Here is a 16,270-nt window from a genome sequence, read left to right as displayed (position 1 = left end):
CTTGCGTTATTACTCATTCATTCTGACTCGAATGCTTGAGTTTCAAACTTCAAAACCAGGCAGTTTTCAGACACAGTGCGGATAACGTTATCTGGCACACCTGAAGGAACGCGAACTTGAATTTCTAAAGCAATCTCAACTTCAGCATCAACTAAACTGGTCAAGTGTTGAATCACTTCGTCGGCGATTTGACCAACATCGCGACGTATCCGCAAGGCATCTAACTTCACCGTTCCATAGAAACGTTTTGGTGCAACGGGTGGTACTGCGTATGTACCGTTTTTTTCCTTGGAGGACAAGGACTTACCAGTTTCACCGTTGTGATTATCTGTTGTCGTTGTTGATGGTAAAGTTTTATTTGTAGCGTTGGCTGCATTTAATTGCTGTTGTGCGATCGCTGGTTTAACCAAAAAACTCTGACTGCTTAGACTCGGTGTAATGTGTTCGCCAGCTTTCAATCCCAGATAGCGCTGTTTTGCTTCATCGTAGCCCGTAGCATAAGCAAAGTTTTCCAGCCATAGAAGCGATCCTACAGCTTGGGCGATCGCATCCAATAAAACTTGCTCGTTTTTCAATCGAGGCAAGTAGGGGTAATTTGTCAAGTATTTCCACAAAGTTTTTAGGTCAATATGGTTAGCATTAGGCCAAGTATAAATATTGAGGATTTCTAAACATAAGCGACTGGCAGCATAATTAACAATCAGATGTTCTTCGTGAACCAGCTTGCGCGAAGCCCGCAAAATCGGTGAATCTGAACCGGGAATGCGCGTTTCTTCCCAGACAATTGTCCCCTGGGGATTGGGTTGGGTGGGAATTAACAGCCACTGATACGCTTCTTTGAGTAGCATATCAACCGTTTCATCGGTTTGCTTGCGCTTGGTTGTTGCTTGATTGCTTTGGAAAACATCTAAGTTTAAAACGTCCTTTTCCTGGACGATAGAATCCCAAGCCAAAAATTGGCAGACAAACTGTACTATCGCCTCGATTTTGTTCTTATCAGGTGCTAGGAATATTAATAGATTCTTGCAGTAGCGGGGACTCGTGCCTTTATGAGAAAGAATTTCTTCAACTCGTTTGCGGGCGGCGCTATCTTTTGCCCTATAACTGTGAGGATGCTGAGGTTCTAGCACCACCAATCTCACTCCCATGTTCTCATCATCGGGGACATCGCTAGAGGAATTGGGGGCGAAATGAACGCCAGTAAATTCACCCCGCTGACGGTCATTCTTTAACCGGCGAACAATCTCTTCCCAGACTTTTTCATCATCCTGTTGAATTTGACTCGCCCGGTCTTGGGCAGTGCGAGTAACATTAGGTTGGGTGGAAATCCAGTAACGATTGCCGTCTACATATAAATACGTTGCTTGGTCGGTTAGACGGCGCAAGGCATCTCCAAAAGTAGCAGGACTTTCTCCCGGTTGGACGCAACCCAGTTTGATGCGACGATCTTCTAAACCTCGATTAGCAGCGCGTAAGGTAGGTGCAGAACCCATGTAAATCGTGCGGGTGACGCGACGGCAGGCAGAATAGCGTCCCAGGTTAGGATTTTGGCGGTCGAGGGCAATTGGTAGGGAATTGATGCCATCGACATCTTTTTCAATAATGGGAACCCATTGGTCTTCTAGATAGTGAGTGAGTTCTGATTGGACTTGGGAATCTGCCATTGGCACGTTAGCTGGTAGGATGAGGAGAGAGCGATCGCTCTGTTCCCAAAGAAAATGAATCACCTTCGCCATCAACCGCAAAACGCCCCTAGTGCGCTGAAATTTATCTAAACTTGACCAATCTGTATACAAGCGATCGAATAATTCCGGATGAATCGGATAAGCTTCAGTCAACCTCCGTTCGTAATCTCCTTCGCGGCATTCCAAAGGAAATTCCTGAGATTGAGATTGATACATTTCCCGAAACGCCCTCACCACAGCATCCCGCGCCACAAATAAACCTGGTTCGGTGATAGGTTGAAACAAGCGACGGCGGACAATTTGAAAGCTTTCTTCTGCCGAAGCAGGACGCCAAGGAGACTCAACCCGACCAATCGCATTTTTCAATCGATATAAAGCTTCTTTTCCCCGTTCTCCACCTGTTTCAATATCAGAAGATGGAACGCTAACCACTAATAAAGTTTGATTGGCATTTTTAGCCGATTCGCTCAAAGTTTGAGCAAAGGTAAAATGAGTATCAAAACTGCCCGCCGGTAAATCGCTAGTTTCGTGCAATTGACGGGCATAAGCCACCCATTCATCGATCAAAATTAAACAAGGAGCGTAGCGATTAAATAATTCTTTCAGATTATCGCCTGGATTGGTAGCCGTTTCATCCGCTTCCCGCACCATTTCATAACCTGCTTTGCCTCCCAACTGCCAAGCAATTTCGCCCCACAAGGTTCTGACTACAGTGCCATCTTTTTTCTCGTGCAGTTGACCGGGAGAAATTTTATTTCCGACTATCACCACAGTTTTAACATTCTCTGGCAGTGCCGCAACGCCAGCAGAGGCAAAAACTGGCTCTATTCCGGGTAAATCGCTAGCAGAAACGCCAAAAAACAGATGATATAGAGATAGCAAAGCGTGAGTTTTACCACCGCCAAAATTGGTCTGTAATTCAATCACTGGATTGCCACCGTTTCCGGAAAGTCTGAGTAAAGCATTTGCCAAAAGTTGTTTCAGACCTTCGGTTAAAAAAGTCCGGCGGAAAAATTCTGTTGGTAGGCGGTATTCATCCGAACCTTCATCCAAGTGAACTTGCCACAAATCGGCAGCAAATTCAGCTTCTTGATAGCGTCCCGAAGCAACATCGGGGTGAGGAGTGACAATTTCCCGCCAGGGTTTCAGACCGCCAGCAGGTTGAGATTCCACAGCAGTAACCGCAGCTTTCTTAGTTTCGCGTCGTGCTTGTTCGTCAAACCGAATTCGCAGCAATTCTTGCTTTTGCTTTTCTACCGTATCCGCTTCTGAGGCAGAAATTGCCGTTAACAATCGGGCCATGCTATCAAGGGCACGGTAAGCATCATCGCTGGAAAAGGAATCATTGTGCGCCCAAGAATTGCGCGTCACCATCAATTCCCCAACCAAGTTCTTCTCGGCATTGCCAAGAGTTTTTTTGAACACTTCATGCCACTGGTTCCAAATCAGTTTTAACAGCGCCGAAACATCTTGTTTCAGAATTTGTTCTACGCTGCGGCGAAGAGTCCGGTCTTCTGGCACAAAAGGAGTAGCAGCGACCAGCCATTTATCCCGGTATACCGAACGCATTTCCCGTTCGACATAAGGATATAATCCTTCCAGAAGAAGGTCTAAAGATCTGCCGATTCGTTCGCGATTGCTAATTGCCATAATTAATTTTAGGTTTTGGATTTTAGATTGGTTGGTAAAGAAACCCGGTTTCTAGGAAAAATCATTATGAAGAAACCGGGTTGCTGGGCTGTTTGTGCTGAAGTTTCTATATGTAGGGTGCATTAACGCAGTGTAAATATCGTTTCCGGTTGCAGCAAAATTACACCAGTAGGGGCACGGCATTAGTAAGCTTTGTCGCCAGCAGAAAGTTCCTCGCCTGCCGTGCCCCGACCAATGATTCAGATGCACCCGGATTTGATATAGCGCACCATTTCCGATTCACAGCTTGTTGGATGGCAAGCGCGGGATTGTCTTTTAAACTTAACTCAAAAATTTCTCTAGCTTGGGCGAGAGAAAAGTCACTATAAGCCATTGGCTTGGGTAAAGTTGATGTTTGGGAAGAGGAATTGAGCAGCATAATTAGAAGTCTAATGTCATTTGCACTGGTTGTTGTTGCTGTTCGACGGCGAGGCGGATAATTTCTGACCAGGAAATCACTAAGCTGTTGTAACCAATGGCTTCAGAAGTCCAGCCTTTTCGGTCGCAAATGTTATATAAACGATAGGCTAAGTCTCGCGCTACTTCCCCACGATTGCCCAATTGGGCTAATAGGGCAGCAGTACCGCTTTCGCCTTTTTGGTCTAAGGTACGGATGAGGTATTGCGTCGCTTCCCAGTCCGAGGTGCGGTTATCGGTGGCGGGGTTCCAGTTTTCCGGGAGTTCGTCGCGGCGCAAGAGTCGCACTTTGCCTCCTTTGGCTGTTAGTATTCCTCCGGTGACGAGTCCGCTAACGCTGGTGTTTTTGGCTTTGGAGAGGGTTTCCGCATCGCCGTAGAGTCCTTCTTTGTATTGGTTTTGTTCAAACCAAGTCAATGCCCAACGGGTATCGGCATCAAATTCCCCTTCTTGTTCGCTGAGGTATTCATCGAGTGTTTGGTTTATCAATTGCAGCGCGGTACGGACGCGCATCGGTGTGCCGTCTGCTTCTAAGACTTGGCTGTAGCGAGAGTATATCGCCATGCCTGGACCGATACTGGCTTGGGCAAGGTCTACAGGGGCGATATTGCCTTGTTGCAGTGTGTGGAGGGCGTCGGGCAGTTCGCGTTTGAGTTCGTTGAGGAATTGGCGGCGAGTTGCAGATGGGGCGGTTTCTGGACGCGGGCGACAGACGAGAACGATGGATGAGGCGAGGGCGTTTGTGCCACTGGCAATCGTTCTACTACCTCTTTCTGTTCGCATAGGCCATGTGCCATTAATGGAAAAGCCTGCTTTAATTAAGCCTTCTAGCATTGTTTCCCAACCAGTTGAAGCAATAGCAGAATTTACTTGATTTTCATCTTCATCATCTTCTGTTTCAGTTTGTTTGAAGGCGTAGTAAACTGTAAGCGGATATTCGGGATTAGCTGTTTCACGCATTCGAGCAAAAGCTTTGCCTAACCCTTCTTCAAAGAATTCTTTAGCTTTTTGCTTATTTCCACCAAAACGATAAGGTGTGGCAACTAATTCTTGGGCTTTTGGTGTTAGTAAAGTACTAATAACGTTAGGAAATCTTTTATCAAGTGAACGGCCTAACCAAACATATAAAAAATCTGAGAAATCAGCGGATACAATATTGTCATAGTAAGGTGGATCGGTCGAAATAAGTGAACTGGCAGCGCCAATCATTACAGCGGTAGCATCGGATTGTTTAACAATGCCTTTTTTTAGATCTGGAAAATCAATAACTACCTTGGCGATAAACTGCATAATATTAACTACTGAACCACTTGATATACCAAAAATATTTGCTTCAGCAAAGTCCCAAGTCATCGGAATAGCTTGTCGTCGAAACGTACTAACAACAAGCTCATTTTTAGGTGAGGAACTCCAAGTACAAATAGTTGAAGATGCCTCAGCAATTTTACTAATTACAAAAGCAAGATAAGTCGCCACTGCATCAGCATAGCCTGTCGCACCTGTCCCCCCTTCACAAAGCGGTAAACTATCATCAGGCATCCCAGCAGCTACAGCATTTAGTATTATCTTTTCTCTTGCTTCGCTTACCAAATCACTGAAAGTTGTTAAAGCTACAAGCTGACGCGATGTAAATAAATCAGCGTGTTTAGTCATTCCGTAACCTTGCACGCGGAAACCTAGCGCTTGTTCAGGTAAATCTGTGTCAGGTTTCCATTCTGGTTGTGCTGAATCTGCAATTTCTATATGTTCTTCAGTCGATGCCAAATATAAACGTGACCGATTACCTTCTGCCACAATAGCCATTAACTGTGCAGACATCCGTCCCGCTTTCCCCTCACTGCGGATGTAATCAAAAGCTACAGGTTTTCCGCAACAAATACAAACTGCACCTTTACGGCTAACAGTACCATCTGGAGCTTTTCCCTTACCAGTTTTTACCTCAAAACTAACAATATGTGGAACAGAATCGCGATTTATCGCAGGTTCAACCCAAGCTTCCTTACCTTTTTTAGTCGAAAGCGCAAACGACCTTACCAAAGGCATTTTTGCCCCACAAGCAGGGTTAGGACATTGAACCGTTCTCGCCCACAACCAAGCGATCGCAGTCGCCTCACCACCGCCATATTCGGTTGGTAACTTCACCTTGGGATAAAGATGCCCAATCCGCTTTTCTGCTTTATCCCGCATCCACTTGCCGTAATAACGGACATCCTCGGCTAAACCCTGCGCCCCATACCAGATCCCCCCGCCTGCGGCACCCCCCTTATGAAGGGGGGCAGGGGGGATCAATTTCTGTTGCGCTTCCGGGTTAACTGGCGGTCGATCTTTAAACTTGGGTGGAATTTCAATTAATGCTTTAGTAATCAAAACAGCCACAGGGTTTAAGTCACTTCCATGCGCTTCTAAGCCCAATCTTTGCGCTTCTAAGGGAATAGAACCACCGCCACAGAAAGGATCGTAAACTGGCGGCGGATTGTTATCGGTTGATTTGAGGATTTCGGTTTTGGCTGCATCTAATACTTGCTGGTTATTAACGTTATCCCACTTGACTAAATTCTCGATTATTTGAAATAAGCGTTTCCGTTCTTTTTCCTGTGCTTCTTCTGTCGGAAATTTATCGGGATGGCTGGAAGGATCGTCTACCAAAGAAGCAAATAAAACAGCCCGACAGGCTGCCAAAGGACGACGCGCCCACCATAAATGCAATGTAGAAGGATGTCCGTGACGGATGGATTTTTCCCGCGCGGATTCTTTGTTAATTGCTTCTAGTGGGAGTGCAACTTCAATTAATTTTTTACGATAGTTCATTTGATTGATAGCCTTATTCTTCTTTGAGCCAATCTTCGCCGCCTGGTAACTCTGCTAAAGATTCATCTACAATTGCAGGTAAATCTTTCGCAGTATAAGTATAGGTTAAATCGATGAGTTTTTGAGCGAATTGCATTAAAGTTGCTTTTTCTAATCTAGCGGAGAGTTGTTTTGGCTTTAATTGACCTCCTAATACTTCTAAACTGGCTGGACGAATTGCTGCTTCTAAGTTTTCTTCAAAATAAGGTTGCCATTCATTACTATTGATATAGTAAGAGGTTTTGTTGTCTTTAAGATTCAGTTTTTTGATTTGACGAATTGAATCGGAAATTGAAGTCGCCCAAGAGTTGGTTAATCGCTGTTCGATTTGGTTTTTGATTAAGTGAATGAATAACCTTTGTAAAAATGATTCAATGTTACGGATAATGGCTTGTTTGCTCATGCCTTCTAGTTCGTCAACGATTGCCAAGGCATCGTCATAGCGTCCTTCTAAAATGCTGGTTTTTAAGTCTATGAGTTCTTGGGTCATAAGTTTTAATTACAAATTTTCCATGTTGATTTAACTGAATTTCCTATGCTTGCCATTCCTCACCACCCGGCAGTTCAGCCAAAATAAGATCGAGGCGATCGGGTAAATCTTCTGCTGCATAAGTATAGGTAAGCTCTAACATTGTTGTTGCCGTAGCAATTAGTGCGGCTATATCCAATCGTTCTGAAACCTGTTTGGGTTTTAGCTGTCCATTAAAAATCTCTAAACTTGCTGGACGAATGGCTAATTTAATTGCTGCCTCTAAATAACTTTGCCATTCATCAGTGTTGATATAATAAAAATTTTTGTTGCCTTTGAAATTTAGTTTTTTGATTTGAACGATTGAATCGGAAATTGAATTAGCCCAAGAATTAGTTAAGCGCTGCTCAATTTGGTTTTTAATTAAGTGAATCATCAATCTTTGTATAAATGATTCGATGTTACGGATAATGGCTTGTTTGCTCATTCCTTCTAGTTCGTCAATAATTGCCAAAGCATCGTGATATCTTCCTTCTAAAATACTGGTTTTTAAGTCTATGAGTTCTTGTGTCATAATCTTTTAACGTTGATGTTTTATCTCGTTTATGGTCGCGTGTAAATGATTTAGTGACTTATCTTCGTGTCACAATCGGTGGTTGGTGCGTGACGCTAAAAGTCTCATTGCTACGTTCAAATATTCTCGCAGCGTCACGCACCCTACAGAAACAATCTGCCCTACTAAAGCCAAGTTTCACAATCGGTGGTTGGTGCGTGACGCTACAAGTCTCTTTGCTACGTTCAAATATTCTCCCAGCGTCACGCACCCTACAGAAACAATCTGCCCTGCCTCCTGCCTCCTAATGATGGGGCTAGGATGGGTCTGTGCTGCGTTGCCATAATTCTTTCCAGTTATAGTTGACGCTGGTGACTCCAAAGTCTGGTTCTTTGGAGAATGGGTTTCGCAGGTAACGGATTTCACAATCATTATCTCCCATTTGGTGTTCTGTTTTTGGCACTTGCACGAGTGCGAGGATATAATCTTCGGGTTTATTTAGTGCTGTCAGGATTTCGTTTTTGGTTGCCGTCACGGTGTCTGCGCCTTCTATGCGTCCTTTGACTTCAATAAATCGCAGTTTGCTGCTACCGGGGATGCGGGATTCGATGTCGTAACCGCATTTTTCAGCGCTGACGTCATGGGGTTGGTAACCTAATTTTTGCTCTGCTTCGATTGCAGTTGCCATTGCTAGTTTTTCTACTCGTTGGGTTTCTTTGGCAAAGGTATTTTGTGTCTCGCTGGGGTTTCCCGATAGCTTTCGCAGTAATCCGGCTGGTACTATTAAGGCACCTCCTACTACGACAGGCGGTAGGGGAGAAATCCGGCGTTCTTGTTGCAATTCTTCTATCCGTTTTTGCAGTCGCGCTTGTAGTTCATCTGCTCTCGATCTGGCTTTGGCTGAGTTGATTTTGGCGTTGGTTTTTCCGGCTAATTCTTGCAGTTTTAATGATTCGGCTCGATAATCCCAGTAGTTGATTTCTTTGGTGAGTCGGTCTTTGACTGCTGCCATTGTTTTGTCGATTAGTTCTTCTTTGTGCTGCTTGACTTCGTTGAGGTGTTGCGGAACGAGATGAGAAATCGCATATCCTAATGCTTGAGCTTCTATATCTGTCCGCAGCCAAGTTTGGTCTAAAATTGGTTCTACTAATGCTTGCTCGCCTTCGGCAAGGGGTCGATAATTCAAATAAGGTGCATAACCCCCATTCTGGGTTCTACCATCTGGATCGATTTCCACATATTGCATCCGCCGCGATACCGATCTGCGATTACCAGCACCATCAATTTTGGCGTCTTGAATCGAGTGTTCTAAATACACTAAGGCGCGGATTTGTTCCCCTGGGTCGCTATCATCAACCAAAATGCTGCCTTGTTTTAATACGTGCCGGTGATTTTCTAACACTAAATCAAGCGTCGCATCCAACAGGGGATGACCGGGACAAACAAACGCCGCCAAAGGTTTACCCGGTACGCTAATTAATTGCTTATCAAAACAAATACGTTCGTAGCGGGTGAGAATCGGTTCTCTGGTGCCAATTTGACGACCTCGATTGCGAATTATACTGGGAACGTGGGTAATTTCATAGCGTTGAGGTTCGCGCACGCGCACGCTTCCTCCTAACCCTTTAAAAGCTGCTAAAAAGAAAGAGGCAATGAAATGAGGTTGCAACTTTCTCGCCGAGGCGCGTTCCATTTCTTCCCGAATTTGGCGGACTTTGGAAATATCCAAACTTGCCCGCGCTAATACTTTTTCTTCTAATAATTTTTGCAACCGCTGGCGGTCTAAGCGATCGCTAACTACTTGGTTCAATCTAGCGCGCACGTCCGGGCGATCGCCGTAGCGAATCGCATCTATCAACAATTCTCGCAATTCTGCACCGGCGATCGCTTTCCCCAATACATCAAAAACTTTACCGCCTAACGCATCTTGTTCGATTTCCAACTTTTTCAGTAAAGCTAAATAAACATCGCCTTCGCGAGTTTCGGCGGCGACCAAGTTCCATAAATGACAAACTTCGGTTTGACCGATGCGGTGAATGCGTCCAAAGCGCTGTTCTAAACGGTTAGGATTCCAAGGCAGATCGTAATTCACCATGAGATGCGATCGTTGCAGGTTAATCCCTTCCCCCGCGGCATCGGTTGCCAATAATACCTGTACGATTGGATCTTGGGTAAAAGCTTCTTGAGCTTTGCGCCGTTCTTCTCGTCCCATCCCTCCGTGAATGGTGACAACTGCTTCCGGGCGTCCCAGTAAAGTGCGAATTCGATCTGCCAAATAATTCAAAGTATCCCGCTGTTCGGTAAAGATTACCAGCTTGCGTCGATGACCTTTAGCATCAAACAATTCAGCTTCATTTTGCAGCAGTTGGGAAAGTTCTTCCCATTTTTTATCCGTACCGTTGCGTCGAACTTGCAAAGCGAGTTGTTCTAAAATTTCTAACTGAGCAATCTCAGCTTTTAATTCGGCAATAGTCCGCGCCGCTGATGCTTGGTCAACCACTGCTGTTTCTGTTGCTTCCCTTTCTTCGCTGGGGGTATCTTCTTCAAACTCATCGATATCTTCAATTGCAACGCTGGGTAATTCAATCGGCGCATCATTACCGCGTTTGAGCAATTCCTCTTCTCTGAGACGTTTTTGCAATCTTTCTCGCCGTCTCAATAACGATTGATAAATCGCTTCCGGGGAGGAAGCTAAACGCCGTTGTAAGATGGTGAGGGCAAAACCAATGGTTCCCTTGCGTCCATTATTATCTAGGGCATCGGCGCGATTGAATTCTTCGCGCACATAGTTAGTAACTTGCCGATAGAGACGAGCTTCTAAATCTGATAATTTATATTCGACCGTGTAAGCGCGGCGTTCTGGAAATAGGGGTGTAGCGTCAAATTTGAGCAAATCTTCTTTCACCAATCGCCGCATCAAATCAGAAGTATCGACGACGTGAACGCCATCGCGAAACTTACCCTCAAAGCGATCGCCATCCAACAGCGCCATGAACAATTGAAAATCTTCTTCCTTGCCATTGTGGGGTGTAGCGGTCATCAGCAGGAAGTGACGGGTGAGACTAGAAAGTAGCTTACCAAGTTTGTAGCGCTTCGTTTCCCTAATTTCGCCGCTAAAGAAGGAAGCTGACATTTTGTGAGCTTCATCGCAGACTACTAAATCCCAATCGGTTTGGGCGAGTTTCCCTTGCAAATCGCCATCCCGACTTAACTTATCTAGTCTAGCGATCGCTAAGGACATTTCCGCGAAAGCATTGCTGCTGCGTGCTACTTCTATGCGATCGTTGGTGAGGATTTCAAAGTTGAGATGAAAGCGTTGATATAATTCATCTTGCCATTGAGCAGCTAAACTACCAGGACAAACAATTAAACAGCGATTTAAGTCGCCGCGAATTAACAATTCAGAAATCAACAATCCCGCCATGATTGTTTTACCCGCACCGGGGTCATCAGCTAGTAAGAAACGCAAAGGTTGACGCGGTAACATTTCCTCATATACGGCGGTAATTTGGTGAGGTAGCGGTTCAACTAAGGAAATATGAACTGCTAGCATCGGGTCAAATAGATGGGCAAGTCGAATGCGATGCGCTTCGGAAACCAAACGTAGTAGAGAACCATCGGCGTTGAAACTCCAAGGACGCTCAAAGGTAACAATCTCTAAAGTTTCTTCTCTGTATCGGTACAAGAGATCGTTACCTGGGCGACCGTTGGCATCTTTGTACGTCAGTTCCAGCGCATCTGCACCGAACCATTTGACATCAATTACTGTAACCAACTGGTTGGTTAATATGCCTTTGACAGTGGCTCCTTTGGTTAAATCTTCTAATCGCATTATCAACTAAGCGTTTACAAACTATCCGGATCGATGTTCAATTCTCGCAGTTTAGCTGCTAATTTTTCCGATCGTTGGCGCTGAAGTTCTGCTTGTTCCTCCGCCTGCTGTCGTGCTTGGGTTTCTTGTTTAAGTGCCTCCGCTAACTCATCAGGAACTAACAATTTCTCGCCCGTATCCTCGCGGTAAAAACCAATTAATTTCCCCTCGATAGCCAAACGCAACTGTAACGGTTCGCTGCGACTATCAGTAATCGGTTCGTAAGTTTCTCCCCGTAAGCGATATCCTTGTAATTGTTGAGAAATCCATTCGCCTTTCGGGTCGAATAACCAGTATTCTTTGACCCCCAAACTTTCGTACAGCGTTTTTTTGAAGCTTTTATCTTGGTCTTCAGTGCCTTTGGAAGTCATCTCAAAAATAACCGACGGCACTTGACCTTCTTCCCAGATTTTGTAATTATCTCTGCCTCCCGGTTCCACATCAAAAATCACCATCACGTCAGGTGCAGTTCGCAATCTGGGAAATCCTTGGGAATAGTAAAGATATTGATTGCCGAGTACAGTTGCCCGACGGTCTTTCACATATTGTTTGAGGACTTCTAGGGTAGTCAACAAAGCATAGAGATGGTCGTAAGTTTCTGCCACAGGCTCTCCATCAGCACTTGGATAGAAAATTTCCGATTCCGTTTGGGGTAAAACAACAGTCATAAGAATTTCAGATTTGGGATTTTAGATTTGGGATTTTAGTAATGTTATTTTATAGCCTGCGGAGGCAGGCTTTGTTTGTGTAGCTCCACCCTTGAGGGTGGAGAGGGTGCTATCTTCGTTCAGCAGAGTACAGCACCGCCTAATTTTCTAGCTAAAATCCCAACTTTTCTAGCACGGGACGAGTGGAAACAATATGCTTCTCCAAACCGAGTTTCTTCGGAGCAATTCCCAATGCTAAAGCGACTAATTGAGGTAAATGCAGCACTGGTAAACCCAGTTTACGCTCAATTACCTTTTCCACTTCCGGTTGACGAGAATCCAAATTCAGGTGACACAAAGGGCAAGGGGTAACAATACAATCTGCCCCTGAATCAATTGCTTCTTGAATATGCATTCCTGCCATTTTAAAGGCTTGATTCGTGGCATAACTCGAAAGAGGCCAACCACAGCATTGAGTGCGCCCCCGGTAATAAACGGGCGTCGCACCTACTGCCCGGAACACATTTTCCATCGATTCTGGTTGATAAGGATCGTCAAAGGGGATTGACTTTTGGGCGCGGAGGAGGTAGCAACCGTAAAATGCCGCGCACTTGAGATTGCTAAGCTTCCGCGTGACTCTTTGTTGCAAAGCTTCTAAGCCATAATCGCCTACCAAAGCCCACAGGAGGTGTTTTACTTCGCTACTACCGCGATAGGGAGAACAACTTTCTTTCTGCAATAAGCCGTTAATCTGATTCAGGTAGGCAGGGTCATTCTGTTGAGCTTCCTTGAGGCGTTCGTCTACATGCCCGATGACGCCCTGACAGGTGCTGCAATGAGTCAATAAAGGCAAGTTGAGTTCTTCCGCTAAAGCGATATTGCGGGCATTGACGGTATCTTCTAACAGTTGGGATTCTTCTTTAAACGTGCCAGAACCGCAACAGGAAGCTTTTTTCAGTTCGATTAATTCAATTCCCAGTGCTTGGGTGAGGGCGGCGGTGGATTGGTAGAGTTCCCGGCAAGCGCCTTGTGCTACACAACCGGGAAAATAAGCATATTTGAGATCCATTTGTCAAGTGTCAGTAGTTAGTGGTGTAGGGGCGGATTTGACCAGCCATCAAAGCAATAATCGACAATTGTTTTAAACCCGCCCCCAGTCAGTTGTCAGCAATAGGCGATTCTGACACTGACTCTGCTACTATCATCGCGCGCAGACCGGAGGTGGAACTGGAAAGAACAACAAAGGATAAAATTTGCTCCCCTACTCCCCTGCCCCCCTGCCCCATACCCGTGTCAATCAGAAAACTGACTACCGATTGAGGAGAGCGTACGCATCTTCAGATAAGATGAAAAAATGCTTAGAACTTCAGAACCTTGTAAGCAAGTTCGAGCAACTGCTAAGAGGAATTGTGGTCAGCACCCCGCTCTAAAGATACGGAGCAAGATCGCCCAAATCTTTAGGTAGCTGACCAGTCTAAGTCCCGGCAACGGGGAAACGAAGTTATCGGCAAGCGTTTAAGCTCCTACCAGGGGATGCTCTCGCTAGGCAAGCAAGCTCGTAGAACCTGATAGCTAAACAGTTTTACTCGGGGTAAGACAGTGCTGTTGGGATAGTACCGACCGATAACTTTGACGTTCGCGTAGCGTGCCGACGTCAGGAGGCATAGCTAACTTAAACCCAGCAATGGGTGAAAGGGGATAACCATATCCCCACAGTAGGGGCAACCATACCCCTCTACCCCGCAAGGGGGACGGCAGTTAAAAATGCTGCGTCAGCTACCTACACCACTTAAAAGATGGTGGTTTCCACATTCCCGTGAGGTTTTAGATGAGCCAACAGGATACATTTGAAAAAGTCAAGAAAATTGTAGTCGAGCAATTGGGTGTTGAGGAGACTGCGGTCATCCCCACAGCCAACTTTGCCAACGATCTAGGTGCAGATTCCCTGGATACGGTAGAACTGGTAATGGCGCTGGAAGAAGAATTCGATATCGAAATACCCGACGATGCCGCCGAAAAAATGATGACGGTCCAAGAAGCGGTAGACTATATCAACGATAAAGTAGCAGCCTCGGCCTAAGCGAGGTGCTTCGACTAGAGCAGCGGGGCTAGGGGGAAAACGGGGATATTAGTAATCAAAATTAAATCCCCATTTCACTAATCCCTAATTTTTAAGTTCTACTCTTTCTCTAGTCCAAGCGCCCCTAGTCCAAGCGCCCCTAGTCCCTAATTTGTTCTGCGTTCTGGGTTTGGAAGCCCGTTTAAGCGACGAAACATGACAGATTTTGAACGTAAGCGCGTTGTTGTTACTGGTCTTGGCGCGATTACACCGATTGGCAATACCTTAGCCGAGTATTGGGAAGGTTTGTTAAGCGGACGCAACGGTATTGGCCCGATAACGCTATTCGATGCGTCCCGGCACGATTGTCGCATTGCTGGTGAAGTAAAAGGATTCAATCCCCACGATTACATGGATCGCAAAGACGCAAAGCGCATGGATCGGTTTGCTCAATTTGGGGTGGTTGCTAGCCAGCAAGCGCTCGCTGACGGGCAGTTTGTCATTAACGAACTGAACGCAGAACAGGTGGGCGTCATCATCGGTACCGGCGTTGGCGGTCTGAAAGTCTTGGAAGACCAGCAAGAAGTCTACCTGACTAAAGGCCCCTCTCGGTGCAGTCCGTTTATGATTCCGACGATGATCGCTAATATGGCGGCGGGGTTGACAGCAATACACATTGGTGCAAGAGGCCCCAATAGCTGCACCGTAACCGCTTGCGCTTCGGGTGCAAATGCCGTAGGCGATGCGTTTCGCTTAATTCAAGGTGGGTACGCCCAAGCAATGATTTGCGGTGGAACGGAAGCAGCCGTTACGCCGTTGGCATTAGCCGGATTTGCCGCGTCGAAAGCACTTTCGACGCGCAACGATGACCCCGCCCATGCGTCGCGTCCGTTTGACCGCGATCGCAATGGCTTCGTGATGGGCGAAGGTGCCGGAATTTTACTGTTAGAAGAATTAGAACACGCCCTCAGTCGCGGGGCTCGCATCTACGCCGAAATCGTAGGCTACGGGATGACCTGCGACGCCTATCACATGACCGCCCCGGTACCGGGTGGAGAAGGCGCGGCTAGAGCAATGCAAATGGCGATGAAGGATGCCCGAGTAACTCCAGAACAAGTGAGTTATATTAACGCCCACGGTACCAGCACGCCAGCGAATGACGTCACCGAAACCAAGGCGATTAAAAAAGCCCTGGGAGACGCCGCGTATAAAGTGGCAATTAGTTCCACCAAGTCGATGACCGGGCATTTACTCGGCGGATCGGGAGGAATTGAAGCCGTTGCAGCGGTAATGGCAATCGCTAACGACCAAGTTCCCCCCACGATTAACCTGGAAAACCCCGATCCGGAGTGCGATTTAGATTACGTCGCCTGCTCAAGTCGCGCCCAAAAAGTCGATGTGGTACTTTCTAATTCTTTCGGCTTCGGCGGTCACAACGTCACCCTAGCGTTTAAGAAATACAGCGAGGGATAGTCTAAATTTCCGGATTAGAGCTTTGAAAAACAGGAAATATTCCGAAAATAAAAGAATATCCCGCTTGACAAATTACCATTCAATGTGAAATTGGGCAAAGGTGTTGGTGAAGAAAAGGCTAAGGAAGGGTAGGCGATGACTCGCTTTCCTTTTCTTACAGGCATTAAACCAAGAAACTAGGTTTCTATGAAAAATAATTGATTTGTCAACTGGAGAAACAAAGGTGATGGCCTATTGTTGCGTAAGTCCTGTATTACCGTGGGAAAACCGGGTTTTCAGATTCAATACTGCCAAAAAAGCCTGATTTCTCTTGAATTCACTTTTTATTTACAAACAGACCGGCAAATTGAAATTCCCGATCTAGGCTCAAACAAAGTTCTTGCCCATTGATCTTGCTAATGGGATGATGAGGATGGGATATCATGTAGGGTCAATCCAGAGTACCCCCATACCAGCTAATACCAAATCGGCTTCGCTCGCCCCATGTCTTGCGACTGGTAACAGGTCAACAGTCTCAGGTCATATGTGTTTGCCATTGTGACCCGCGATTTAAAACTAAA

Annotated in this window: 10 protein-coding genes; 2 read left to right on the top strand and 8 right to left on the bottom strand. The window is 45.9% G+C overall.

The annotated features are described in order from the left end of the window. Positions 1–17: 17 nt before the first annotated feature. The 8 genes from ACE1CM_RS25685 to ACE1CM_RS25650 all read right to left on the bottom strand — a co-directional run bounded on the left by ACE1CM_RS25685 (position 18) and on the right by ACE1CM_RS25650 (position 13,247). Positions 18–3,335, bottom strand: a complete 3,318-nt coding sequence (locus ACE1CM_RS25685; protein WP_374881653.1) for a Swt1 family HEPN domain-containing protein — start codon at positions 3,333–3,335, stop codon at positions 18–20. A gap of 160 nt (positions 3,336–3,495) precedes the next feature. Continuing rightward, positions 3,496–3,753: a hypothetical protein gene (locus tag ACE1CM_RS25680; RefSeq protein ID WP_374881651.1), complete on the bottom strand. Its 258-nt coding sequence runs from the start codon at positions 3,751–3,753 to the stop codon at positions 3,496–3,498. Between the two features lie 2 nt (positions 3,754–3,755). Further along, positions 3,756–6,599 carry a DUF1156 domain-containing protein gene (locus tag ACE1CM_RS25675; protein WP_374881649.1) on the bottom strand — a complete coding sequence of 948 codons (2,844 nt, stop codon included), beginning with the start codon at positions 6,597–6,599 and terminating at the stop codon, positions 3,756–3,758. Between the two features lie 13 nt (positions 6,600–6,612). Beyond that, entirely contained in the window at positions 6,613–7,128 is a 516-nt protein-coding gene (locus ACE1CM_RS25670) for a DUF29 family protein (RefSeq protein WP_374881648.1), read from the bottom strand. Between the two features lie 43 nt (positions 7,129–7,171). After that, positions 7,172–7,681, bottom strand: a complete 510-nt coding sequence (locus tag ACE1CM_RS25665; RefSeq protein ID WP_374881646.1) for a DUF29 family protein — start codon at positions 7,679–7,681, stop codon at positions 7,172–7,174. Between the two features lie 295 nt (positions 7,682–7,976). After that, complete coding sequence (locus ACE1CM_RS25660) at positions 7,977–11,492, bottom strand: helicase-related protein (protein WP_374881644.1); 3,516 nt, start codon at positions 11,490–11,492, stop codon at positions 7,977–7,979. A 14-nt stretch (positions 11,493–11,506) separates the two neighbouring features. Next, complete coding sequence (locus ACE1CM_RS25655; RefSeq protein ID WP_374881642.1) at positions 11,507–12,199, bottom strand: Uma2 family endonuclease; 693 nt, start codon at positions 12,197–12,199, stop codon at positions 11,507–11,509. Between the two features lie 151 nt (positions 12,200–12,350). Then, on the bottom strand, positions 12,351–13,247 hold the full coding sequence (locus ACE1CM_RS25650) for a CoB--CoM heterodisulfide reductase iron-sulfur subunit B family protein (protein ID WP_374881640.1): 897 nt from the start codon (positions 13,245–13,247) through the stop codon (positions 12,351–12,353). A gap of 759 nt (positions 13,248–14,006) precedes the next feature. On the opposite strand from ACE1CM_RS25650, the gene ACE1CM_RS25645 reads away from it, so the two are divergent. Both ACE1CM_RS25645 and fabF read left to right on the top strand, forming a co-directional pair. Beyond that, the gene (locus ACE1CM_RS25645) at positions 14,007–14,258 is read left to right on the top strand and encodes an acyl carrier protein (RefSeq protein WP_374881638.1); all 252 of its coding nucleotides are present in this window, start codon (positions 14,007–14,009) and stop codon (positions 14,256–14,258) included. Between the two features lie 195 nt (positions 14,259–14,453). Continuing rightward, a complete protein-coding gene (gene fabF, locus ACE1CM_RS25640; protein ID WP_374881636.1) occupies positions 14,454–15,710 on the top strand; it encodes a beta-ketoacyl-ACP synthase II in 1,257 nt (418 codons plus the stop codon). Positions 15,711–16,270 lie beyond the last annotated feature (560 nt).

The organism is Microseira sp. BLCC-F43 (genome assembly GCF_041929235.1).
In the GTDB taxonomy this organism is placed as follows: Bacteria; Cyanobacteriota; Cyanobacteriia; order Cyanobacteriales; family Aerosakkonemataceae; genus Microseira.
This window is presented reverse-complemented; position numbering and strand designations above follow the sequence as displayed.